The 24,491-nt window shown below is 47.5% G+C and carries 13 protein-coding genes; 5 read left to right on the forward strand and 8 right to left on the reverse strand.

Annotation, left to right across the window (positions count from 1 at the left end; all coding sequences use genetic code 11):
• Window positions 1-270 precede the first annotated feature (270 nt).
• Both H4O21_RS21325 and H4O21_RS26220 read right to left on the reverse strand, forming a co-directional pair.
• Complete coding sequence (locus tag H4O21_RS21325) at window positions 271-810, reverse strand: hypothetical protein (RefSeq protein WP_182810972.1); 540 nt, start codon at window positions 808-810, stop codon at window positions 271-273.
• Between the two features lie 179 nt (window positions 811-989).
• Window positions 990-4,091: a CapA family protein gene (locus tag H4O21_RS26220; protein WP_182810974.1), complete on the reverse strand. Its 3,102-nt coding sequence runs from the start codon at window positions 4,089-4,091 to the stop codon at window positions 990-992.
• Window positions 4,092-4,453: 362 nt separating this feature from the next.
• On the opposite strand from H4O21_RS26220, the gene H4O21_RS21335 reads away from it, so the two are divergent.
• On the forward strand, window positions 4,454-5,197 hold the full coding sequence (locus H4O21_RS21335) for a hypothetical protein (RefSeq protein ID WP_182810976.1): 744 nt from the start codon (window positions 4,454-4,456) through the stop codon (window positions 5,195-5,197).
• A 157-nt stretch (window positions 5,198-5,354) separates the two neighbouring features.
• Here the strand turns inward: H4O21_RS21335 and acnA are convergent, their stop codons facing one another.
• Window positions 5,355-8,072, reverse strand: a complete 2,718-nt coding sequence (gene acnA / locus H4O21_RS21340) for an aconitate hydratase AcnA (protein WP_182810978.1) — start codon at window positions 8,070-8,072, stop codon at window positions 5,355-5,357.
• 688 nt (window positions 8,073-8,760) lie between these two features.
• Here acnA and H4O21_RS21345 point away from each other — a divergent pair.
• Window positions 8,761-11,556 (forward strand): bifunctional aconitate hydratase 2/2-methylisocitrate dehydratase, encoded by a 2,796-nt coding sequence (locus H4O21_RS21345; protein WP_182810980.1) that lies wholly within the window; start codon window positions 8,761-8,763, stop codon window positions 11,554-11,556.
• A gap of 345 nt (window positions 11,557-11,901) precedes the next feature.
• Complete coding sequence (gene leuA, locus H4O21_RS21350) at window positions 11,902-13,569, forward strand: 2-isopropylmalate synthase (protein WP_182810982.1); 1,668 nt, start codon at window positions 11,902-11,904, stop codon at window positions 13,567-13,569.
• Window positions 13,570-13,725: 156 nt separating this feature from the next.
• Here the strand turns inward: leuA and H4O21_RS21355 are convergent, their stop codons facing one another.
• The 5 genes from H4O21_RS21355 to metH all read right to left on the reverse strand — a co-directional run bounded on the left by H4O21_RS21355 (window position 13,726) and on the right by metH (window position 22,387).
• The gene (locus H4O21_RS21355; RefSeq protein ID WP_182810984.1) at window positions 13,726-14,538 is read right to left on the reverse strand and encodes an AraC family transcriptional regulator; all 813 of its coding nucleotides are present in this window, start codon (window positions 14,536-14,538) and stop codon (window positions 13,726-13,728) included.
• 331 nt (window positions 14,539-14,869) lie between these two features.
• Entirely contained in the window at window positions 14,870-15,358 is a 489-nt protein-coding gene (locus H4O21_RS21360; RefSeq protein WP_182810986.1) for a DUF934 domain-containing protein, read from the reverse strand.
• Window positions 15,351-16,997: a nitrite/sulfite reductase gene (locus tag H4O21_RS21365; RefSeq protein ID WP_182810988.1), complete on the reverse strand. Its 1,647-nt coding sequence runs from the start codon at window positions 16,995-16,997 to the stop codon at window positions 15,351-15,353. Before H4O21_RS21365 ends, H4O21_RS21360 begins: the two co-directional genes overlap by 8 nt.
• A 171-nt stretch (window positions 16,998-17,168) precedes the next feature.
• On the reverse strand, window positions 17,169-18,572 hold the full coding sequence (locus H4O21_RS21370; RefSeq protein ID WP_306667904.1) for an MATE family efflux transporter: 1,404 nt from the start codon (window positions 18,570-18,572) through the stop codon (window positions 17,169-17,171).
• 116 nt (window positions 18,573-18,688) lie between these two features.
• Window positions 18,689-22,387: a methionine synthase gene (gene metH, locus H4O21_RS21375; RefSeq protein ID WP_182810992.1), complete on the reverse strand. Its 3,699-nt coding sequence runs from the start codon at window positions 22,385-22,387 to the stop codon at window positions 18,689-18,691.
• A 357-nt stretch (window positions 22,388-22,744) separates the two neighbouring features.
• Here metH and nfuA point away from each other — a divergent pair, with 357 nt between their 5' ends.
• Both nfuA and H4O21_RS21385 read left to right on the forward strand, forming a co-directional pair.
• Complete coding sequence (gene nfuA, locus H4O21_RS21380; RefSeq protein WP_182810994.1) at window positions 22,745-23,335, forward strand: Fe-S biogenesis protein NfuA; 591 nt, start codon at window positions 22,745-22,747, stop codon at window positions 23,333-23,335.
• Window positions 23,336-23,512: 177 nt separating this feature from the next.
• Entirely contained in the window at window positions 23,513-24,472 is a 960-nt protein-coding gene (locus tag H4O21_RS21385) for a TAXI family TRAP transporter solute-binding subunit (protein ID WP_182810996.1), read from the forward strand.
• Window positions 24,473-24,491: the final 19 nt, after the last annotated feature.

Consider the following 24,491-nt stretch of genomic DNA (forward strand, 5'->3'; position numbering starts at 1 on the left):
GAGCAGAAAATCAGTTGGCTTTATTTCCTGGAGCAATAAAGCCAACCGATGCTCGGTTAGATAGAAACCTGACTTTTTCAGGGCTGACTACATAGTATGCGCATAGTCTGTTCTCCCTGTTTCTATAATCAGTGTAGAACAGATGGCATGACGTCATTTGTCTATTGGTTACCTTTTGCCTGTGTCTGATGAGGAGGTAAGCACTTGCTATTAATTGGCTTGTGTACAAAAGAGAATCAGATACGCTGGACTTGATCGCTTGAAATATAGCTATGCCACTCTGATAAGAGGTTCTTCACCATCAAAATCCGGAATAATCCAGATCTGTTCAAATGGATGATTCTGTTTATCAAACGCCTGTTGTATCCGCAGAATTTGTGCCCGGTTCCAGAGCACACTGGCATTTCGAATGACCAGCCAGACTCTGTCAGAGTCATAGTGTTTCTCTGCTTTTTTGTTCAACAGAGTCAGTAATGCCATTTTTAGCTGTTCGCATGGGTCGTCAATAATGGCCAGTTCAGCCAGATAAAACCATAAGCGATCTGTTCTATCAGGGGCACGAATATGGCGGGCTTCTTCAGCTGTGGCATAGAGGTGTGCAATTTCCAGATCCAGTTGATGGTCTTCAAAATAGCAGGAAATGTCCGGTTTAGCAGGTTCATTATGCCAGATATGTCGCATTGGCTGGCCGGTTTCCTGCTCGTAGCGACGCATAAATAACCGGGCAGCGTCCCGTTCAAGCAGACGCTTTTCGTGTTCAGAGTGACTGAGTGGCTGGCCAGAGCTATTATGAGAAGTATCTGAAGTCATCGCTTATGATCTTTGAATTATCCGGTTTAATCTGACCTGACATTAATGCTGGTAACACCTGGCTCAGATCACTTTCTGTTCATAAGGTATCAGAGGGGGCAGTGATACACCTATGATGCTTATTTGTTGATCAAGTTCAACCTGTTATTATCTCAATCTTTTATAAGTCATTCTGTTAGTCAGGTGTGATCTGATACGCTGATCTGTTGCTGCAATTGCTGAATAACACGCCGTAAGCCTATTCCATTGGAAGCTTTAAACAGAATAAGATCCTGATGCAGGCTGTTGTACGATAAGTATTGTGTCAGAGCATCTGTTGATTCAAAGAAACGGTATGGTACTTTGCTGTTTTCCAATCCGGGTAAAATTTTACTCATCTGCTCACCTGTCAGCAGTACCTGATCTGCGGCGGCATCTGTAATCATTGGCGTTAATGCCCGATGATAATGCTCAGACTGGTCTGATAGTTCCAGCATATCTCCCAATACCATAATCTTTCTGCCCGGCGTTGTGCTGGCTTTAAAAGCCCGTAAAGCGGCTTTCATTGAGATAGGGTTAGCATTATAGGCATCATCAATGATCTGAATCCTGCCAAAAGAGGTGCTGATATCAGAACGGATTCCCCTGCCTTCGATTACTCCAACCTGACTGAATGCTTCCAGGTAGTCGGTATAATTCTCTTCAGACAGCACCAGTACTGCCAGGCAGGATAATAAATTCAGCACGATATGTTCAGGCTGGTGGCCGCAGGGCAGTTCGATATACTGATCAAATAAACGAATATGAGCGATGCCCTGATCATCAAGTTTTTTCAGCTGAATATGGTCGCTGTCTGACAGGCCATAGCAGATAGTTTGCAGCTTGAATTCTGCTGCCCGGTTAAGCATATAATCAAAATGTTCCGTTTCAGAGCAGATAACCGCGGTCATTCCGGGCTGCATACCGTTAAAGATATTGGTTTTTTTGCGAGCAATATCCAACGTTGTTTCTCCGGGCTTCAGGTGGGCTGCAGAGATATTGGTAATCACAGTAATATCTGGTGAAACATATCTGATATGCTTGTAGCGAGCGGTATTGATCGCACTGATTGCTGTTTCCAGTACAACAAAATCAGCATCATAAGGAGCACTGGCCAGTACAACAAACAGGCCTACACGACTGTTATAGTTATTGTAGGTTGTCCAGACTTTTTTATTCTGACCCAGAATGACGTTCATGGCATGAAGTGTTGAGGATTTCCCCGCGCTGCCTGTGATACAGATTACTTTGCCTTTAAGTCTTTTCCGGCTGGCGATACCGATCTCTATCATTGCCTTGATCGGGTCCTGCACTTTTAGCAGAGGCAATCCCAGTTTACTTAACCCTGTCGTTTCAGAAACAATAGCGCCTGCTATACAATGATGAATTTGCTTAATTTTACGATGACTGTTCCAGTTGTTGTCGTACACTTTCTGCATATTGCTATATCGTTCATGCCGAGCCAGGGTGACGTAATCCGATGCAACATATAAACAGGGATCTGTAACGCAATCTATGTGATTACTGGCTCTGACAACAGATTGCACCAGCCAGTCATCTGCTGGAGGATTTATCCAGCGCCCTCCTGTAATTTCTTCCAGTTGTCCGGCATTCCAGCCTCTATGAGTTGATGTTTTCAGGAACTCGTCTGAAAATGTCTGCCGATAATCTGTGTTTTCGTAGGCGCTGCATCCCTGAATATTTATATGAATAATTTGTGGGGCGATATATTTGCCCGCTTTTCTGGCGGCAGGTGTTCCTGTCAGGCGAATACTGATTTTTAAGGCAATATTTTTAATGGCGCTGAGCGGTGGTGGTCTTAAGCCGTAGCGGTCACGATAAATCACGCCGGGTTGCCATTGACTGGTTGGCTGCATCCAGTCACAGGGATCATGATCCATTGCATGTCCCCAGTCCGGCATGGTAGACGGCATCATAGGCGCTGCACGTATATCCAGGCGCATATCCTCAGATATTATTTCATCGCAACACCAGTAGCTCTCTACATAGATCATCTGACGTTGCTGAATGTTGTCTGGTGATATATGAACTCCCAGCAGGGTTAACGGCCCCAGTCGTACCGGAGTGATCCGGCAATGTTCTGGTACACTGGCGGTCTGATAATCTTCGGGCACAGGGGAAAATCGGCTCAGCAGTTCAGGAATAATACGAGGGTTTTGCAGTTCTGGTCGCTGAGTCACTGGGCGTACTGGTGGTGCCAGAGAGATAGAAGCAGAGCCATCATTTTTATCTATAGTCAGGTTACAACCCAGGGGATGTGAAAGCTGAAGCATTTTTTCAGACAAGGCTCTGGCATCTTCGCTATATAGTTTTCGGGTAAAACCAAAACCAGCACCAACAGGAATAAATCTTAGTTTCTCCACGCCTCTGCTACTGACGGTCAGTTCAAATAACCCACTATCCGCTAAGTTATTTCGTACTGCATCAAACAACAGATCGCCTGCATCGTAAATAACAGGACGAGATCGGTAAACCTCTATTCCCTGCAGCTGATGCGCTGATGCTCCCAGAATGGCGTCTGCTCCGGCGTCGATAATGGCATGCCCTACTGCGACTTCGTTTTTGCAGGGGGCAGGTTGATTATTTTCGCCCCAGTGAACAGCCACCAGAATGATATCAGCGACTGTTCTGGCATGCTGGATTCTGGGCTTCAGTATCTGGTGCCACTGTTCAGGAGCTTTCAGGTCGATCCAGGCATTGCCCGGTGTTGTCTCTGTAGCGGCAAAACGATGCTGGGTCGCGTCAATGGAAAACACGGCAACATTGAGATGGCCTGCCCGATAAAACGCCGGGCGAAAAGCACTTTCTGTGTTACGGCCTGAACCAGCGCAGGACAGACCTACTGCATTCAGTATCATTTGTTGCTGCAATTGAGCCTCGGGGCCGTAATCTCCACTATGATTATTGGCTGTGGTGACCATGTTTACACCGGCATCCAGCAGAATGCTGAGCATTTCAGGTCTTGCCCGGTAGTAGTAGGGGCCACCTTCACCTTTGGCAGCCCCTTGTTCACCACAAGTGGCCAGTACACACTCCAGATTAACAATAGCAAGATCGGCTGCATGCAGTTCAGGTATATCCAGAATACGTGACTGAAGGCTTTCCCTGTATCGATAATGCTGGCGTCGTCCGAGATTCACATCGCCACCCCAGACGAGAGTGACTGTTTTTTCTTCCGTTTGAGGGGGGGCAGTCTGAGGAGACTGCTCTGAATCTTCTGGTGCAGGGGATAATTTTTTCACAGCAGCTCTTTCTGGAGTGTTACGATAAATGTTGTCGCACTTTAATCCAGAATCATCATCTGAATGCTGATAAGGAAAACAGTGCCGCTCTATTATACATAATAGATGTTTTTTAACTGCCTGGCCTCTGATAAAGGTGTTCCGATATCCTCCTGGTCAGGCAGAAAAGCGGAGTAATGTTTAACCGATAAGCTTTTTTCAGCGATTGAAAATAAGCCTGATAGTTCTAAAAATGAAAAACAAGGTTGTTATAAAAATATTTCCTTGCACTTCTGAAATTATGAACTAGGTTAAAAAAATCAAGCGTGATAAAGATAGCGTTTTCTGAACCTGGTCTCAGAAAAGCACAAGGATGTTTAGTTATGATCGACGCACCCATTGCATCAGATAGACCTGTTACAACAAATAATACCCGTAAGATGCAGAAAGACGCTGAGTATCAGATCCGTGTTCAGCCTGTTGGTGATGCTGTTTTTCGAGATAAGATTTTGAAATATAAGGAGTTAAATTCTGGAGTATCTGTTTTTCATTTCTTACGTTCATCAGGACAAGAGAGATCCAATCTGGCTGCTATATATGCAGCATATAAGATTTGTTTTGATGCTGACTCATATTCGGAGCGCTCTGAATATGTATTTAAGAATAAATCTGAAAAAATCATTCAAGTAAAAGATATATATAAAACGGGCGTCATGTATGATCTGTTTTGTTTCCGTTTTGCTGTTGAAGTCAGTATAGATGGGAAATGGGTGCCTTTTCTTTTTACTCTGCATAATCGTGGTGATCTGCTTAGTACCAGTTTGTATTCGTATGAAGTGTTAAGTCCACATATAGCAACTCACCTTCTGCAGATGATTGATTGTTATCTGTATGGCTATAGTCGTGGAGTAATAAAACGGCATGCTGTATCTGCACCTGATTTTTTCAGAGTGATAGAATCTGAGCAGATTATTCTGGGATGCGATCAGGGGCTGTTTTATGAAAACCGGTTTGATGATCCAGAAGTTTTTCAAAGTACTTTACAATACTGGAATAGCAGCTTTACGGCAGAGTCGGAAAAATGGCCATCTGTAGCAACAAAAGGGTGGCTTGAGGCTTGTATGTAGTGATGGCTTCGTATTTTATGGCCTTAAAACGTCTGGCAAAGTACAAATGCAGAGAATATTATTCTCTTGAGCATTCAATGCAAATGAGAATAAAAAATCCGGTATCTCAAAATCAGATACCGGATTTGTGTGTGATTCAGAGGAATTCCGGGTACCTTTATGTATTAGAGGCGATAATATCCCGTAATACCATCGGCAGAATGCCTTTATGACGGATCTGATCCAGCTCGGATGAGGTATCCACACGAGAGGTCAGTTCAATCTGCTGTGATGAGCCATCTGCTCTGTTGATGTTCAGTGTCACAGTGCCGCGCGGCTCCAGCGTATCAATACCGTTCAGATCGAAGGTTTCTGTGCCATCCAGACTCAGAGATGCCCGTGTCACACCTTCCGGCAGTTGCAGCGGCAGAACGCCCATACCCACCAGATTGGATTTGTGAATACGCTCAAAGCTCTCTGCGATGATGGCTCTTACACCCAGCAGTGCAGGCCCTTTGGCTGCCCAGTCACGGGATGAACCTGTGCCATACAGCTTACCACCAAAGACAACGGTCGAGGTGCCTTCTGCACGGTAACGCTCAGCGGCATCGTAAATAGACATCTGCGCTGGAGCCGCGTCAGCCGAGTAATATTTAGTTACTGCGCCAGTGGTGCCCGGCAGCAACAGGTTTCTGGCTTTTACGTTGCCGAAGATACTACGCAGCATCACATGGTGGTTACCACGGCGTGCTCCCAGTGATGTCATATCTTCGTCAGCAACGCCTTGTGACCTCAGGTATTCCCCTGGAGGCGAATCCGGACGGATACGGCTAACCGGTGAGATATGATCCGTAGTGGTGTTGTCATCACACATCACCAGCATACGCGCGCCTGAGATATTGCTCAGAGAGTCTTCTGGTGTCTCCAGTGAGAAACCGTCGAAGAAGGAGATCTCCTGAATGTACGTTGAATCTGCATCCCATTTATACACAGGGCCTGTTGGGGATTCCAGTTTCTGCCAGGTCTCGGGGCCATCCAGAGAGTTTTCATAGGTTTCACGGAAGGCTTTCGGGTCCATACACTCCTGCATGGTTTGAGTAATCTCGGCGTTGCTTGGCCAGATATCTTTCAAGAAGACATTATTGCCGTTGGCGTCCTGACCAATAGGCTGAGTGGTGACATCAATATTGACGTTACCGGCTATCGCCATCGCTACCACCAGCGGGGGGGACATCAGGAAGTTGGTATCCACATCCGGGTGTACACGACCTTCAAAGTTACGGTTACCGGACAGCACAGAGGCCGCGATAATATCGTGCTTTTGCAGTGCTTCTTCGATGCTTGGTGCCAGAGGGCCGGAGTTGCCCACGCAGGTGGTACAACCGTAACCGGCGGTATTAAAGCCCAGGGCATCCAGATGCTGTTGCAGTCCTGCTTTGGTTAAGAAATCGGTCGCAACCGGTGACCCCGGAGCCAGAGAGGTTTTAACGCCAGCCGGTACCTTCATGCCCAGTTCGTTGGCCTTTTTGGCCAGCAGGCCCGCAGCAATCAGCAAGCCAGGGTTAGAGGTGTTGGTACAAGCGGTGATTGCGGCAATTACGATATCGCCGTCTTTTAGCTCTCTTTCAGGCAGCGGTTGGAAAATACCTGCTTCGTCTGCCTTCATTGGCGTTACGGTAACCACTTCAGGGTTACGGTCGCCTTCAGAGGCCGCTTTTCTGAATACATTGCCAATCTCAGCCAGTGGTAGTCGGTCTTGAGGGCGTTTTGGACCCGCAACAGAAGGCTCAACTGTGGACAGATCAAGCTGAAGCAGATCGGTATATTTCGGCAGTGCCTGACCCGGGGTCCAGGCCATATTCTGTGCTTTATAGTATTCCAGTGGCAGCTCACCATCACGACCGGTGGCTCTCATATATTCGGCAGAGACTTCATCAAACGGGAAGAAGCCCATCGTCGCGCCATACTCAGGGGACATATTGGCGATGGTTGCACGATCAGGCAGAGACAGGTTGGCACAGCCTTCACCCACGTATTCAACAAACTTACCGACTACACCGCCTGGGAAATTACGCAGCATTTCCGTGATGGTCAGTACCAGGTCTGTTGCCGTTACGCCTTCTCTTAATGCGCCTGTCAGCTCAACACCCACAACTTCCGGTGCCAGCATCTGCATGGGTTGGCCCAGCATTGAAGCACCGGCTTCAATACCGCCCACACCCCAGCCGACAATACCCAGGGCGTTCGCCATTGGTGTGTGGCTGTCCATGCCGATCAGCGTATCCGGAATCATCAAGCCATTCATGTTGAGATAGCCTTGTGCCAGATATTCCAGGTTAACCTGGTGCACAATACCGGTTTGTGGCGGAATAATACGGATGGTGTTGAACGCCTGTGCGCCCCATTTCAGGAAGGCATAACGTTCTTTGTTTCTGGCGGCTTCCAGCTCGCCATTGATTCTGAGAGATGCCGGGCTGCCAGTATTATCCATAGTCACCGTGTGATCAATCACCAGATCCGCACGTACCAGAGGCTCAATAATCGCAGGATCAAGGCCCATACGCTGCACTGCTGAACGCATCGCGGCAAAATCAACAATAGCGGGGGTACCACTCAGGTCGTGCATAATCACGCGACCCGCTGTGAAAGGAATTTCGATCGGTTGCTTACCCTGATGCTCTGTCCAGCCACCCAGCGCCTGAACCTGCTCAGCGGTTACGCCGTTTTGACCTACATTACGGGCGATACCTTCCAGAATAGGACGAAGAGAAAAAGGGAGTTCATCCAGCTTGATACCAAACTGCTCAGCCGTGTCTGGAAGACTATGGTAGTTGTGTGTGGTTCCTGGGAGGGTTCTAACCGAACCGGATGGATCGAAATTTATTGGAGTTGTCATTTTTTATACCTTTCGCAGAGAGGACGTTGCTGAAGCTACAACTTTGCACGAGTTTCTGGTCATTGCCTGAGCGGCAGGTCATTGTCAGGGTTACCCGGTTTTCGGATTAGTCGTATTTTCAGCCGTCAAACGAACCGCTATGTCTTGCAACATAAATTATTATCAGGTCAAGATTGTCGACAATATTAGCCATAAAATGCCTTAAAGCAAGTTTTGATGACAGACTTTAGTCTGAATTACATACAATCTAAGACTATTTGCTAGTATGTATTAATACTTTGAATGGAAGTGAAGCGGTATAAAAACGGTTTTTTCAGAGTGAACGACATTAGTGCTTTGTACGAAAAATGCCGAAATACTTTTGTTTAAGTGCACATAACTCTCTGGAAATGAGTTTGAATCATTCTTAATTTATAAAAGGTAAAAGCTGCATAAAATGTAGTGATACTTTATTCTTAGCTGAATGCTTCAGAATACTGCCTATACCCTGATGTTCATAAGGATTATGGCTGTTTTTCTTTGGTCTTCTATGATGTTTACCGGTTAAAGCACATTGTTTTTTAGTACTTTTGTCTAAGTTTTGTCGACTTTTCGCTTCATTTAACGAGTTTTCATTGAGCTGTCAGCCACTTTTTTTTTATAATAAGCCCACTAATCATAACTAGATTTAAGTGAGAAGTTTGACGCTATGAGTTACTATTCTGACTACTTAGAAGAAATTGAGGTTCGTAAAAACGAACTAGGCCTGAATCCTAAGCCAATCGACAGCGCGGAATTGCTATCTGAGATCATTGACCAGATCAAAGACACTGGTAATGCAGAGCGCGAAGCTTCTCTAAACTTCTTCATCTACAACACTCTGCCGGGCACCACGCCAGCAGCGGGTGTTAAAGCTAAATTCCTGAAAGACATCGTTACCGGTACTGAAACGGTGGCAGAGATCTCTCCTGAATTTGCTCTGGAACAGCTGTCTCACATGAAAGGCGGCCCTTCTGTTGAAGCGCTGCTGGATGTCGCATTGTCTGATCACGCTCAAGCTGCAGCGGCTGGCGAAATCATGAAGTCTCAGGTATTCCTGTACGATGCAGACACCGCTCGTTTGGCAGATGCTTATAAAGCGGGCAACGCAATCGCTAAAGAGATTCTGGAAAGCTACGCGAAGGCGGAATTTTTCACCAAGCTGGATGATATCCCAGAGAAGATCGATGTAGTGACTTACATCGCTGCTGAAGGTGACATCTCTACTGACTTGCTGTCTCCAGGCAACCAGTCTCACTCCCGTGCTGACCGTGAACTGCACGGTAAGTGCATGATCTCTCCTGAAGCCCAGCAAGAGATCGTTGAGTTAGGTAAGAAGCACCCTAATGCTAAAGTAATGCTGATCGCTGAGAAAGGCACTATGGGTGTAGGTTCTTCCCGTATGTCCGGTGTAAACAATGTTGCACTGTGGGCGGGTGAGCCAACTTCTCCGTACATCCCATTCGTTAACAACAAGCCTGTTGTTGCGGGTACTAACGGTATCGCACCTATTTTCCTGACTACTGTTGGTGTAACCGGCGGTATCGGCCTGGACCTGAAAAACTGGGTTAAGAAAACTGACGAGAACGGCGAAGTTGTTCGTGACGCAAACGGTGACCCAGTACTGGAAGAAGCCTACTCTGTTGCAACCGGTACCGTTCTGACGATCGATACTAAAGCTAAGAAGCTTTACAACGGTGATAAAGAGCTGGCTGACGTTTCTGACTCTTTCACGCCACAAAAAGTGGAATTTATGAAAGCGGGTGGTTCTTACGCGGTTGTATTCGGTAAGAAGATCCAGACTTTCGCGGCTGAAACTCTGGGCGTTGAAGCTCCAGTTGTTTACGCACCTTCTAAAGAGATCTCTAACGAAGGTCAGGGTCTGACTGCTGTTGAGAAGATCTTCAACCGTAACGCGGTTGGTGTAACGTCTAAGACACCTCTGCACACCGGTTCTGACGTTCGCGTTAAAGTGAACATCGTAGGTTCTCAGGACACGACCGGTCCTATGACCTGTCAGGAACTGGAAGCGATGGCCGCTTCTACTATCTCTCCAAGCGTTGACGGGGCGTTCCAGTCCGGTTGTCACACGGCATCAGTATGGGACAAGAAAGCTCAGGCCAACACGCCTAAGCTGATGGCGTTCATGAATGCATTCGGTGTAATCACTGCACGTGACCCGAAAGGCGTTTACCACTCAATGACTGACGTTATTCACAAAGTACTGAATGACATCACAGTTGACGACCGCGCTATCATCATCGGTGGTGACTCTCACACCCGTATGTCTAAAGGTGTAGCGTTCGGTGCTGACTCCGGTACTGTTGCTCTGGCACTGGCCACAGGTGAAGCGGCAATGCCAATCCCTGAGTCTGTAAAAGTAACCTTTAAAGGTGCTATGAAGCCTCACATGGACTTCCGTGACATCGTACACGCCACTCAGGCGCAGATGCTGAAGAAGTTCTCTGGCGAAAACGTTTTCCAGGGTCGTGTAATCGAAGTACAGATCGGTACGCTGCTGGCTGACCAGGCCTTCACCTTCACCGACTGGACTGCAGAGATGAAAGCGAAAGCTTCTATCTGTATCTCTACCGATGAAACTCTGATCGAATCTCTGGAACTGGCTAAGTCCCGTATCCAGATCATGATCGACAAGGGTATGGAAAACGAAGCGGGCATGCTGAAGGGCCTGATCGCTCTGGCTGACAAGCGTATCGCTGAAGTTAAATCTGGCGAAGCACCTGCTCTGGCTCCAGATGACAACGCTAAGTACTACGCTGAGCTGGTTGTTGATCTGGACGCAATCGACGAGCCAATGATTGCTGACCCAGACGTAAACAACGAAGACGTTTCCAAGCGTTACACCCACGATGTGATCCGTCCGGCTTCTTACTACGATGGCCGTAAAGTTGACCTGGGCTTCGTAGGTTCTTGTATGGTTCACAAAGGCGATATGCAGATCATTGCTGCTATGCTGCGTAACCTGGAGAAGAAGGGGCCTATCACGTTTAACGCACCTCTGGTTGTTGCGCCACCAACGTACAACATCGTTGATGAGCTGAAAGCCGAAGGCGACTGGGATATCCTGGCTAAATACGCAGGCTTCACGTTTGATGATGAAAATCCAAAACAAGAAGCACGTACTGCGTACGAGAACATCCTGTACCTGGAGCGTCCTGGTTGTAACCTGTGTATGGGTAATCAGGAGAAAGCGGCACCTGGCGACACTGTACTGGCGACGTCTACCCGTCTGTTCCAGGGCCGTGTGGTAGAAGATACTGCTGAGAAGAAAGGTGAGTCTCTGCTGGGTTCTACGCCAATGGTTGTACTGTCTACTATCCTGGGGCGTTTCCCTACTCTGGAAGAGTACAAGGCTGCCGTTGAAGGTATCAACCTGACGTCTTTCGCTCCACCAGGCGAAGATCTGAGCGTTGCACCTCAAGCTATCCCAGCTGCGCGTATCTAATCACTGATAAAGTGACTGGTTACAGCCCTGAGCATTCAATGCTGTTCACTTAAGCATTGAAGGTCAGCGGAAAAAACAAAGCCCGGTATCTGGTTTCCAGATACCGGGCTTTTTTATGGCTGATCAGCAAGGATCACAGATGGTCTTCCTTCTGATTGAGTGCTGTGACTTACGCCTGATTTTGCAATGAATCCATTGGGTGGATTGCCAGAAAGCTGAATATTCAGATATACCCTTTGCACAAAAGCTGCGTTCTGGCTATCAGAGGAACAAGGTTGTCCGTTTCGAATAAGCAATAATTTCCCCCTTACTTACAATGGCTGGGAACTTAACGAGGCAGCGAAAATGATTTCAGACCCATCTCAAAAATATCAACCAGCTTGTATTGTGTCTAACCCTGAGCGTGCATGGCCTGGTAAGCGACTTACGTCGGCTCCACGCTGGTGTTCAACCGACTTACGAGATGGGAATCAGGCGCTTGCTAATCCGATGGATCATGAGAGAAAACTCATGTATTTCAACCATCTTGTGCAATGTGGCTTTAAGGAAATTGAGGTAGCGTTTCCTTCAGCCTCCGAAACAGAGTTTGAATTTGTACGTAAGCTTATTGATCAGGACTACATACCAGATGACGTATGGGTGCAGGTGATTACTCAGGCTCGTCCAGATCTTATTCGCATGACGATGGAGTCCTTGAGAGGGGCAAAACAGGCGATTATTCATGTTTACAACGCGACTGCTCCAATTTTCAGAGAGGTTGTGTTTCAAAACTCAAAAGAGCAAACCGTCCAGTTGGCATTGGATGCTGTTGGCTTGATCAAACAATTATGTGATGAACGTCCGGATACGACATGGTGTCTGGAATACTCGCCTGAAACTTTTTGCTTTACCGAACTGGATTTTGCGTTAGAAATTTGTGAAGCCGTAAAAGACTTATGGGAACCTTCTGAGTCCAGGCCCTTAATACTCAATTTGCCGACAACGGTCGAAGTTAATACGCCTAATGTGTTTGCTGACCAAATTGAACTCTTTATGCGTAACTTTAGTGATCTGACCCATGTCACTATCAGCATTCATCCGCACAATGACCGTGGCACTGGTGTAGCCACAGCTGAGCTGGGGGTTTTGGGCGGTGCTCAGAGGGTTGAAGGTTGTTTGTTTGGTAATGGTGAAAGGACAGGCAATGTTGATTTATTAACCCTGGCCATGAATCTTTATAGTCAGGGTGTGAGTCCGAATCTGAGATTTGACGACATCAAAAAAACTATTGAGGTGGCGGAGTACTGTAACCGTATTCCTGTGCATCCAAGGCACCCTTACGCAGGCGAATTGGTCTTCACTGCATTTTCTGGTTCCCATCAGGATGCTATTAAAAAAGGTTTTGCCAACCGGCTTGAGAAGGGAGAAACCATTTGGAATGTCCCTTACCTGCCCATTGACCCCTGTGATCTGGGGTGTGCTTATGAAGAAGTGATTCGGGTAAACAATCAATCCGGTAAGAGTGGTGCAGCCTGGCTGATAGAGCAGAATCATGGGCTTAAGCTGCCCCGATCCTTACAGGTTGATTTCAGTGAAAAGGTAAAAGCCTTTACCAACCACTCAGGTTGTGAAATGAGCTTGGCAGAAATCTGGCAGTTATTTCGTGAATCGTATGGCGTTGTGAGTCAGCCTGACCTGCAGCTTGTCGAGTACGAGAGCAAGTCTGTGGCAGAGGAACAATGCATTTTTGCAAAGCTGAATCACAAAGGGCGTGAAATAGTAGTTCAGGGTAAGGGGGCTGGCATTATCAGTGCGTTGGTCAACGGGATCAAGCATGCCTTCGATATCGAGATAAACATTAAGGATTATTCCGAGCATACCCTGGGGCTGAGTACGCAAAGCCGAGCTATCACTTATGTCGAGATTCAATCAAGAACAGAGCAAAGCTTTTATGGCGTTTCAATCGATGCCGACTCATTAAAAGCCGTTTTGCAGGCGACATTGAATGCAGTTAGTTGCTTCCTGGAACAGTAAGACGCTTTTATGAGCCTGATTAACCTCAGGCTTTTTAATTCACAGAGAGAGTTTAGTGATAATGGAAAGGGTTATAAATATACCATCAGAAAATTGGAGCACTCCTCCTGGATTTGATTCCGGTATCGAGCATGGAATCAGGCTGGCTTGTTGCACTTATCCACTTGGCGATTGCTCTGTAATCAGTGACACCTCGTTTTCATGATCCTGACTGGGGTAAGCAACAAAAGAGTTGGGCGAAATGCCGATACGCTTTTTAAACATGGTGCTGAAGGAACTATGGCTGTCGTAACCGACGGCTACAGCTGCGTCCATAACAGAGTATCCGCTAGCTAGCAGTTCCATGCTTTTCAAAAGCCTGAAGCGCCGGAGCCATTCGCCAAAGCTCATCCCTGTTTCCGTATGGAATTTACGGGAAATGGTGCGTGCAGAAACATTCAGTGATGACGCGACATCGGCTAGCTCCCAAGGGCGCTCCAAATGAGCTGACACCCTGTCACAAAAAGCTTTGAGCTCTTTCGATATCGGCATGGCTACGTTGAAATCGGTCAGGTGAATTAAGCACAGCTCATCAAGGATAAGCTCATTGATACGTTCTTCACGTGAGCTGACCTCAAGGCCGTCCGGGAAGTCAGACGCAGCATTAATCAGCTCCCTGAGTAATGGACTGACCTGGAAAATACCTAACTCGTTACTCAGGTCTGCACGGGCAAAGGGGTCTATGAAAAGAGTGCGTACATCAACACTGCCGACTGCTACCAGGCTGTGAGGGACTCCTGCTGGTATCAGAAGTCCCCGTGAGGGAGGAATGACCCAGCAATTATCCTGAGCATAAACACGGATTACCCCCTTCAATATGTGTAAAAGTTGAATCGCCTGATGATCGTGTACTCCCTCTTTTATGCCGTGTTGATAGGAGTACTTAATAGCGCAGATGTTTTTTTTGAGTCGATCGGTCTGATAAAACATACTTCTGTTAACCGGCAGAGTGCTTGTGATTGATTTTAAAGCTGCAGGGCATTGTTTATCAATTAGGCTGGATTATTGTGCCTTTTATCTTATATGAAAAAACACACGGCAGGGGACAAAAAACCTGAAAAGCAGATATAAATCAGTCAGAAAAAAAGTGAATGAGCCTGAAGGAGAAAAAGTCATGAACACTTATGAACAGCTAAGCCTTTATGGGGTTATTGCCGCGTGAAAGAGTCCACAGCATTGCCATAACAGGCAAATAAAAAAGCACCTGCTATAAAAGTCAGGTGCTTTTTTCTTCTGATTTGATATAGCAATCAGAAGTGGATTATGTCCAGCGCTCTGCAAACAGAGGCTTAGGATTATCCAGTGCCGCTTGATAAGAGTAAGAGAACGGCTTCAGTGAACTCAGTGCCTCTTCGATGTTCTTGTCAGCGCGCAGGGCAAAGCTGTTAAAGCCGCAACGTCCCATTGCGTACAGCTGATCCTGCAGTACATCTCCGACCGCGCGAAGTTCGTTGGTGAAACCAAAACGATCACGCAGTTGACGGCCCAGGGTGTAACCACGACCATCAGTGAATACCGGGAAGTCTACCGCGACAACATCCAGCTCTTGCAGTTTGTTGGCTTGCTCGTCGAATACGGTGTCATTTGGAACCCAGACACCTACGGCTTCAAAAGCAGCCGCATCAAACTCGCCAGACAGCCACAGAGGGTAAGGCAACAGCACTTTACCGGAGGCTGGCAGTTCATCTTCCAGGCCAACCAGTTGCCACTGATCTTCTGTAATCTCGCCGTTCAGGATGATCTTAGGCATATACCGCCTCCTTAAATTTCTGTTGGCCAATACGGTGGTAAGCTTCTACAAAAGTTTCGCCTTCAACACGGTTGTCAACGTAAACCTTCATTACGGTTTCGATCGCGTCGGCAACACGTTCCAGTTTCAGTGCAGGACCTAAGATCTTACCGATATTAGCATCTGCGCCTGAGCGGCCCCCCAGAGACAGCTGGTAGAACTCTTCGCCTTTACGATCTACACCCAGCAGACCGATGTTGCCGATATGGTGGTGACCACAGGCATTCATACAGCCAGAAAAATTAAATTCGATATCACCCAGGTCATACAGGTAGTCCAGATCTTCAAAGCGACTCTGAATCTCTTCTGCTACCGGGATCGAACGCGCATTCGCCAGGTTACAGAAGTCACCGCCAGGGCAGCAGATCATATCAGTTAGTTTTCCGATATTTGGCGTGGCCAGGCTATTCTCTTCCAGAATCTGCCACAGGGTAAACAGATCAGCTTTTTTCACATCAGACAGTACGATGTTCTGATGGTGGCTTATGCGCAGTTCGCCGTAGCTGTATTTCTCGGCCAGATCTGCAACCAGATCCAGTTGAGCATCGGTAATATCACCTGGAGGCACGCCTGTTTTCTTCAGTGAGATTGTGACTGCAATATAACCATCTTGCTTATGTGCAACCGTATTATTGGTCACAAAGCGAGAGAAAGCTTTGTTGTCAGCGCGCTGCTGCTCGAAGTCACCTTCGTCAGGGGAGGTTTCGTAATCCGGGTCAATAAAGAAGCTCTGAGCTTTAGCCATTGCTGCTTCAGTCAGGGTAGATGGACCATCTTTCAGATGCTCCCATTCAGCTTCAACACGCTTGGCGATATCTTCGACGCCCAGTGCTTTTACCATGATTTTAATACGGGCTTTGTACTTGTTATCACGGCGACCAAACTGGTTGTAAACACGCAGAATCGCTTCCAGATAGGTCAGCAGGTGTTTGGCTGGCAGGTTTTCACGTACCAGATCACCTACCATAGGTGTTCGTCCCAGACCGCCACCGACGTATACATCAAAGCCTGTGCTGCCATCTTCATTTTTAACCAGTTGCAGGCCGATATCGTGTACACGAATAGCCGCGCGGTCATTGGCTGATGCGGAGATGGCTATTTTGAACTTACGTGGCAGGAAGTGGAATTCAGGGTGGAAAGTAGACCACTGACGAATCACTTCACACCATGGACGAGGGTCCGCCACTTCATCACGAGCTACACCGGCAAACTCATCGGTTGTGGTGTTGCGGATGGTGTTACCACTGGTCTGAATCGCATGCATCTCAACCGTTGCCAGCTCTTCCAGAATATCCGGAGTGTCTTCCAGCTTAGGCCAGTTGAACTGTACGTTCTGACGCGTCGTGAAGTGTGCGTAACCTTTGTCGTAAGTACGAGCAATATGTGCCAGTTTACGCATCTGTTCAGCACGTAGCATGCCGTACGGAATCGCGACGCGTAGCATAGGGGCATGACGCTGAATATAGATGCCGTTCTGGAGACGCAGAGGCAGGTACTCATGCTCTTCCAGTTTACCGTCCAGATAACGTTGCGTTTGATCCCTGTGTTGGGCCACGCGCTCTGCAATTAACTTATGATCGTAATCGTCGTACTTGTACATTCTTTTTCCTACGACTAGGTAGCTTTAACCACGGTTTGGCTGCACGAAAACGAATAATGGCAGCTTGAATGAGGGCAAGATATCAGTCCTGCCTTATAATTAAAATGAATTTATATCTATATATTTATTTCAAAAAGAAATAACTGTATATGATGTTTCAACTCGGAACTTTCACTCGATAATCGTCCAGGCTTTTACCCGCCACAGCCAGATAAAGGTGCAGGTATTTAAGGCGCGGTAGATGAGCTGTACCGCCCAGATACCGACCAGCCCAAACCCCAGATAAGGCCCGAAAATAAAGGCCAGGGGCAGGAAGAGTGCCCATTGCAGAGTCACTGAAACTATCATCACCAGACGACTGGCACCAGCTCCAAGCAGGGCCTGAGTCAGCACAATTGCGGCGGCGTCAATGATCACCATCACAGCGGTCAGTTGCAACAGTGGAGCGCCATACTCGATACCCGAATTTTCGATAATGAATAGCGATAAAATCTCTTTAGGGAATATCAATAGCGGAATCGCTATCAGGCTCAGCAGAGCAACAGCCACTTTTACTACATCAATCCCCCATTGCTGGGCTTCGTGATCCTTCTCCTGGCCCAGTGCTTTCCCCACCATGCTGGTGGAAGCCATACCCAGACCAACCGCAGGCAGGATCATTAACAGAGACAGGTTTACCAGTACATGGCCAATGGCCAGCGACAGAGGGCCGATTAGGCCTATAATCCAGAACAGACACAGATACCCCATAGCAAACAGGGTTTGTTGCAAAGAATTAGGCAGAGACAGGGTTAACAGTTGCCAGCTGACAGGCAAACCGGGTAAGCGCTGCAGAAAACCCTGACGATGGATCTTACGCAAGGTATAAATAAACCAGGCCAGAGAGCCTGAAAAAATAGAAATACAGGTGCCTAAACCTGCGCCCTCCACGCCCATAGCGGGCAGGCCCAGTTTGCCATAGATCAGGCAGTAGCTGATCAGTATATTGCTCAGGTGAATCAGCAGAATGATCTTCAGATAGATCCCCGAGTGATGCATACCATTCCAATAGCCTCGAAAAGCCAGATTAATACCCACGCCAAGCAGAGCGATAATACGCCACTCCAGATAGGGAATCGCCAGTTCCACCACAGCTCCATTACTATTAAGCAACGATAAGGTAGATTCAATAAAGGGATAGAAGAGGATGATAATTGGCAAACAGAGCAGAAACGCCAGAATTAAGCCTGCATGTAGCGTATCAACCTGAGACTTTTTGCAGTCTGCGCCAAAGTGAAAAGCGGTGGTGGATTGCACACCAGACGATAAGCCCAAAATCAACGCTGTAATCACAAACGCCGCATAACCGCCGATTCCTGCTGCTGCCAGAGATGTGCTACCCAAGGCTCCAACCATGGCGGAATCCACCAGATTAATCAGACTCTGGGAAAGCATACCGCCTATGATAGGGAGGGCGAGCTTTAAAATCGCTTTTAGCCGATCTATGGGAGGAAATAGTCGGGTGCAAAGGGAGGTTGCCAAGGTGGTTATATCGTCCTGGAGTGTTGTGGGCTTTTTTACGCAAAAATCCCTCAATCCTGAGATATGAGGGATTTTTGCTTACTATACAGCAAATGCTGTAACGAAATCTCTGGTGAGATCACGCTGCAGGCTGGTTTGTCCAGAGTCTTACTCTGTAACTGTTCAGGTTTTTACTCTGGATCGTAAGACAGTACCGACATCAGCCAGCGTTCCATCTCTTCAGTACTTCTGCCTTTGGCTTCTGCCAGGTTTTCCACCTGATCCTTGTCGATCTTACCGGTACCGAAGTATTTCGCTTCCGGGTGGCCGAAGTACCAGCCACATACCGCTGCTGCAGGAGACATCGCCAGGCTGGAGGTCAGTTCCAGACCGGTATTCTCTGTCGCATTCAGCAGTTTAAACAGCGTTTCTTTCTCTGTGTGATCAGGACAAGCCGGGTAACCTGGTGCAGGACGAATGCCCTGGTACTGTTCTTTAATCAGGGCTTCATTCTCCAGTGACTCGTCAGCAGCATAACCCCAGAACTCTTTTCGGGTACGCTCATGCAGATGTTCGGCAAAGGCTTCTGCCAGACGGTCTGCCAGGGCTTTAACCATAATGGAGTTATAGTCATCACCGGCCTCTTCATAGGATTTGGCCAGTTCATCAGCGCCAATACCGGCGTTGACCGCAAAGCCACCGACATAATCGTTCAGACCTGTGTCTTTCGGGGCTACATAGTCCGCCAGACTCAGGTTTGGTTTGCCATCGGGTTTCGGGGTTTGCTGACGAATATGGTGGAAGCGGGATATCACTTCAGAGCGACTCTCATCAGCATACACCTCAACCACGTCAGCATCCGTAGTATTCGCTGGCCACAGGCCAATCACACCGCGCGCCTTAATCAGTTTCTCGTCGATGATCTTCTTCAGCATCACCTTGGCATCTTCAAACAGGCTACGAGCGGTTTCACCCACGACCTCATCGTCCAGAATCGCTGGAAATTTACCGGCCAGATCCCAGGTCATAAAGAACGGCATCCAGTCGATACGATCAACCAGTTTTTCCAGTGGGTAATCGTCAAATACGGTGATACCTTTTGCTGCGGGTGTCACCGGTGTGAAGTTATCCCAGTCCAGTTGCAGCTTATTAGCGGCTGCGTTTTCGTAACTGATACGATCTGCTTTGGCACGACGGTTGGCGTTACGAATACGGGTTTCTTCGTACTCCTGACGACGATCGGCAATAAAGTCATCACGTAACTCGTCACTTAGCAGCTGACTAGCGACACCTACCGCACGGGAGGCATCGGTGACATAAATCACGGGGCCTTTTTTATACTGAGGGTCGATCTTAACCGCAGTGTGCGCCTTAGATGTGGTTGCACCACCAATCATCAGCGGGATATGGAAGTCCTGACGCTCCATCTCTTTGGCGATATGTACCATTTCGTCCAGAGACGGAGTAATCAGACCGGACAGGCCGATGATGTCTGCATTCTCTTCTTTGGCAACCTGCAGAATCTTCTCTGCTGGCACCATAACACCCAGATCGATCACTTCGTAGTTATTACACTGGAGAACAACGCCCACGATGTTTTTACCGATATCGTGTACGTCACCCTTAACGGTGGCCATAATGATCTTACCGTTGCTTTCCACCGCACCGGATTTCTCCGCTTCGATAAAAGGTACCAGATGAGCAACAGCCTGCTTCATTACACGGGCGGATTTTACGACCTGTGGCAGGAACATCTTACCGGCACCAAACAGGTCGCCGACCACGTTCATACCGTCCATCAGTGGGCCTTCGATCACCTGAATTGGACGATCCGCTTCCAGACGGGCGGCTTCGGTATCTTCAACAATAAAGTTAGTGATACCTTTAACCAGTGCATGTTCAATACGCTTATTGGTTGGCCAGGAGCGCCACTCCTGATCTTCTTTTTTCTCTTCTGCGCCACTACCACGGTACTTATCGGCAATCTCCAGCAGGCGATCGGTACCATCTTCACGACGGTTCAGCACTACATCTTCAACGTATTCGCGCAGTTCTTCCGGCAGATCATCATAAACCGCCAGCTGACTGGCGTTTACGATACCCATAGTCATGCCTTCTTTAATGGCGTGATACAGGAATACCGAGTGGATCGCTTCACGCACCGGGTTATTACCGCGGAAAGAGAAGGACACATTAGATACACCACCAGATACCATAGCATGGGGCAGATTGTCAGTAATCCAGCGGGTGGCTTCAATAAAATCAACGGCGTAGTTATTGTGCTCTTCAATACCGGTGGCGACCGCGAAGATATTAGGATCGAAGATAATATCTTCAGCCGGGAAACCGATATCGTTGACCAGTACTTCGTAGGAGCGCTTACAAATCTCTACTTTACGCTCAAAGGTATCTGCCTGACCCTCTTCATCAAACGCCATCACAATAATGGCTGCGCCGTAACGCATACATAGCTTGGCGTGATGACGGAAGGCTTCTTCACCCTCTTTCAGAGAGATGGAGTTCACCACCGGCTTACCCTGTACGCATTTCAGGCCTGCCTCAATGATCTCCCACTTAGAAGAGTCGATCATAATCGGCACTTTAGAAATTTCAGGCTCGGAGGCGACCAGATTCAGGAAGGTGACCATGGCAGACTGAGATTCCAGCATGCCTTCATCCATATTGATATCGATCACCTGAGCGCCATTTTCCACCTGCTCCTGAGCCACTTCCAGCGCGGTATCGTAATCTTCTTCCACGATCAGGCGCTTAAAGCGGGCCGAACCGGTGACGTTGGTACGCTCCCCCACGTTTACAAACAGACTGTCTTTTTCGATATTGAATGGCTCCAGGCCACTCAGGCGACAAGCGGGTTCAATGGTCGGAATCTGACGCGGTTTGTGTTTGGCGACGGTTTTCGCGATCGCAGAGATATGTTCTGGCGAAGTACCGCAACAACCACCGATGATGTTGACAAAGCCACTGGCTGCGAATTCATCAATAATAGCGGCCATCTCTTTACCTGATTGGTCGTATTCACCAAACTCGTTCGGCAGACCCGCATTCGGGTGCGCAGACACATAGGTATCCGCTTTGTTGGACAGCTCTTCCAGATATGGGCGCAGTTCGGTGGCACCCAATGCACAGTTCAAGCCCACAGACAGTGGCTTGGCGTGACGAATCGAGTTCCAGAACGCTTCTGTGGTTTGACCAGACAGAGTACGACCGGAGGCATCGGTAATAGTACCGGAGATCATAATCGGCAGTTCAATGCCCAGCTCTTCAAATACATCCTGGACCGCAAAGATGGCGGCTTTAGCATTCAGAGTATCAAAAATGGTTTCAATCAGAATGATATCGGCACCGCCTTCGATCAGGCCTTTTGTGGCCTCACGGTAGTTTTCCGCCAGGGTATCAAAATCGATATTACGGAAACCCGGATCATTTACGTCAGGAGAAAGCGACGCAGTACGACTGGTTGGGCCGAGCACACCGGCGACAAAACGTGGCTTTTCTGGTTCCTGCGCGGTTTTCTCATCGGCTGCCGCACGGGCCAGACGCGCCGCTGCAACGTTCAGTTCATAAACCAGTTCTTCCATACCATAGTCAGACTGGGACAGTCGGGTGGCATTAAAAGTGTTGGTTTCCAGAATATCAGCGCCAGCATCCAGATAAGCCAGGTGCACGGCTTTAATCACGTCTGGACGGGTCAGCACTAACAGGTCGTTATTGCCCTGAATATCAGAAGGCCAGTCTTTAAAGCGCTCACCACGGAAATCTTCCTCGGTGAGTTTATAGCCCTGAATCATGGTGCCCATACCACCGTCCAGGATCAGGATGCGGTCTTGAATGGCTTGTTTGAGCGCTGCGATACGGGTGTCCAGATTCATTCTCTTTGGGTCTCCGGTGTTACAGAAGCTAATAGGGTAATTGTTTGTTTTTTAGTAAATTTCGCCATTTTAGCAAAAAATATAATGGATTAAGAGATTAGTTGCTTATAACGACATGAGAGCTTTGCATAACAAAATGAAAATAGTTCATCAGGATAGCTTTTCTGATTGCGGCGGGTTTATGAGAAGGGGGGGTAAAATAGTGTTACTTAATCCGTCTCAATGTCATTATATTGCCTTTGATTGCCTTGTTTTTTCAATGGGTAAAAACCTGATAAAAAGACCAGGGTATTTTCAAACCTTTAAAATTGCAATAAAATGTCAGCAATTATTCATAGGGTTACAGGTGTGGAAAATATGTCCGCCATTATTGAAATTACTGAAAACGCAGAAAACTATCTGGGCGAGCTGCTGGGAAAACAAGATGTAGAAGGCATTGGTGTGCGTGTATTTGTGACCCAGCCTGGTACTCCTTATGCTGAGACCTGTCTTGCATATTGCCGTCCGGGAGAAGAAGAGTCGGAAGATATTCTGCAGGAAGGTTCACCATTCCCGGTTTATCTGGATAAAACCAGTTCAACCTATCTTGAAGAAGCTATTGTCGATTTTAATCCGGATCGTATGGGTGGGCAGCTAACGATTAAGGCACCTAATGCAAAGATGCCGAAAGTCAGTGCAGATAGTCCTCTGGCAGAACAGATTAACTATGTGCTGTATTCTGAGATTAATCCGGGGTTGTCTGCTCACGGTGGCGAGGTGAAGCTGGTCGAGCTGATTGATGATGAAGTTGCTGTGCTTCAGTTTGGCGGCGGTTGTCAGGGCTGCTCTGCCGTTGATCTGACACTGAAGGATGGAGTGGAGAAGACGTTGCTGGAGAAAATTCCTCAACTGAAGGCCGTTAAAGACGCGACGGATCACACGGTAACTGACAATGCTTATTTTAAATAATTGAGCAAAAACCCGGATTAAGCCGTATCTTAAATTAAAAGCTGCCATTTCTTTGAAGTGGCAGTTTTTTTATGTCTGTCTGATTTTGTTTTAATTGATCTGTGACGGTTTTGTAGCTTTGTCATGTCTGGATGTTTTTCATACACTTAAGTGTTAAAGAATCAGGAAGCTTTATCTATGAAATACTTGATTGGCTTTGTTTTTTTGTTGTGTTCATTGTCTTTGACAGTCAGAGCAGAATCTGAGTTTATTACTCTCGGAACCGGTGATATTACAGGAGTATATTATCCGGCAGGCGGAGCGATATGTCGTCTTGTCAATAAAGATCGGGCTGAGCATGATATTCGTTGTGCGGTAGAGAGTACCCCTGGCTCTGGTTATAACCTGCAGGCGCTAAAAGAAAATGATCTGGATCTGGCGATTGTTCAGGTTGACTGGTTGTTTTTTTCCAATGCCAGGAAAGGTTTTTTTACTGACCAGGAAGGGCAGGAGTCGTTACGATTATTGATGAACCTGCATTCTGAAAGTTTCACGATTGTTGCGCGTAAGGATAGTGGTATTCTTACCTTTAATGACCTTAAGGGCAAAAAAGTTAATGTAGGCATTCCCGGATCAGGCCATAGAAAAACCTTTGAATTGATTATGGAGAAAAAAGGCTGGAGGATGTCCGATTTTGCTCTGGCCAGTGAGCTGTCTGCTTCTGATATGGCCTCGGCTTTATGTCAGGGAAAAGTTGATGCCTTTGTGTATTTTGTCGGGCATCCGAACACGTCTGTCAGGGAGGCAACATCATTCTGTGATAGTCGTCTGATTGCAATGCCTAAGCTTTTACTTGAGCGCCTGCACCGTGAGTTTCCTTTTTACTATGAAGGCTATATCCCAGGTGGGATGTACCGGGGCAATGCAGAAGATATAGCCTCACTGAGCGTTGATGCCAGCCTGGTAGCGACTGAGAACCTGTCAGAAAATGCTGCCTATATTATTGTCCGGCAACTGGCTGAAAATCAGCAGCACCTCAGAAATCTGCATCCGGCGCTTAGTCGGTTACGGCTTGATACAGAACGTTTTCTCAGTCGTCAGAAGTTTTTGCCTCTGCATGAGGGAGCCAGACGCTATTATCTGGAAGTTAAAAATTGAGCAGCTTTGCTGGATCGAC

Origin of the sequence: Oceanospirillum sediminis (assembly GCF_014164585.1) — a bacterium.
GTDB lineage: Bacteria > Pseudomonadota > Gammaproteobacteria > Pseudomonadales > Halomonadaceae > Oceanospirillum > Oceanospirillum sediminis.

What these genes read in the sequence shown, in the direction of transcription:
- H4O21_RS21325 (WP_182810972.1), bottom strand. Translation starts at nt 810, where the DNA reads ATGACTTCAGATACTTCTCATAATAGCTCTGGCCAGCCACTCAGTCAC.
- H4O21_RS21335 (WP_182810976.1), top strand. Translation starts at nt 4,454, where the DNA reads ATGATCGACGCACCCATTGCATCAGATAGACCTGTTACAACAAATAAT.
- acnA (WP_182810978.1), bottom strand. Translation starts at nt 8,072, where the DNA reads ATGACAACTCCAATAAATTTCGATCCATCCGGTTCGGTTAGAACCCTC.
- H4O21_RS21345 (WP_182810980.1), top strand. Translation starts at nt 8,761, where the DNA reads ATGAGTTACTATTCTGACTACTTAGAAGAAATTGAGGTTCGTAAAAAC.
- leuA (WP_182810982.1), top strand. Translation starts at nt 11,902, where the DNA reads ATGATTTCAGACCCATCTCAAAAATATCAACCAGCTTGTATTGTGTCT.
- H4O21_RS21355 (WP_182810984.1), bottom strand. Translation starts at nt 14,538, where the DNA reads ATGTTTTATCAGACCGATCGACTCAAAAAAAACATCTGCGCTATTAAG.
- H4O21_RS21360 (WP_182810986.1), bottom strand. Translation starts at nt 15,358, where the DNA reads ATGCCTAAGATCATCCTGAACGGCGAGATTACAGAAGATCAGTGGCAA.
- H4O21_RS21365 (WP_182810988.1), bottom strand. Translation starts at nt 16,997, where the DNA reads ATGTACAAGTACGACGATTACGATCATAAGTTAATTGCAGAGCGCGTG.
- metH (WP_182810992.1), bottom strand. Translation starts at nt 22,387, where the DNA reads ATGAATCTGGACACCCGTATCGCAGCGCTCAAACAAGCCATTCAAGAC.
- nfuA (WP_182810994.1), top strand. Translation starts at nt 22,745, where the DNA reads ATGTCCGCCATTATTGAAATTACTGAAAACGCAGAAAACTATCTGGGC.
- H4O21_RS21385 (WP_182810996.1), top strand. Translation starts at nt 23,513, where the DNA reads ATGAAATACTTGATTGGCTTTGTTTTTTTGTTGTGTTCATTGTCTTTG.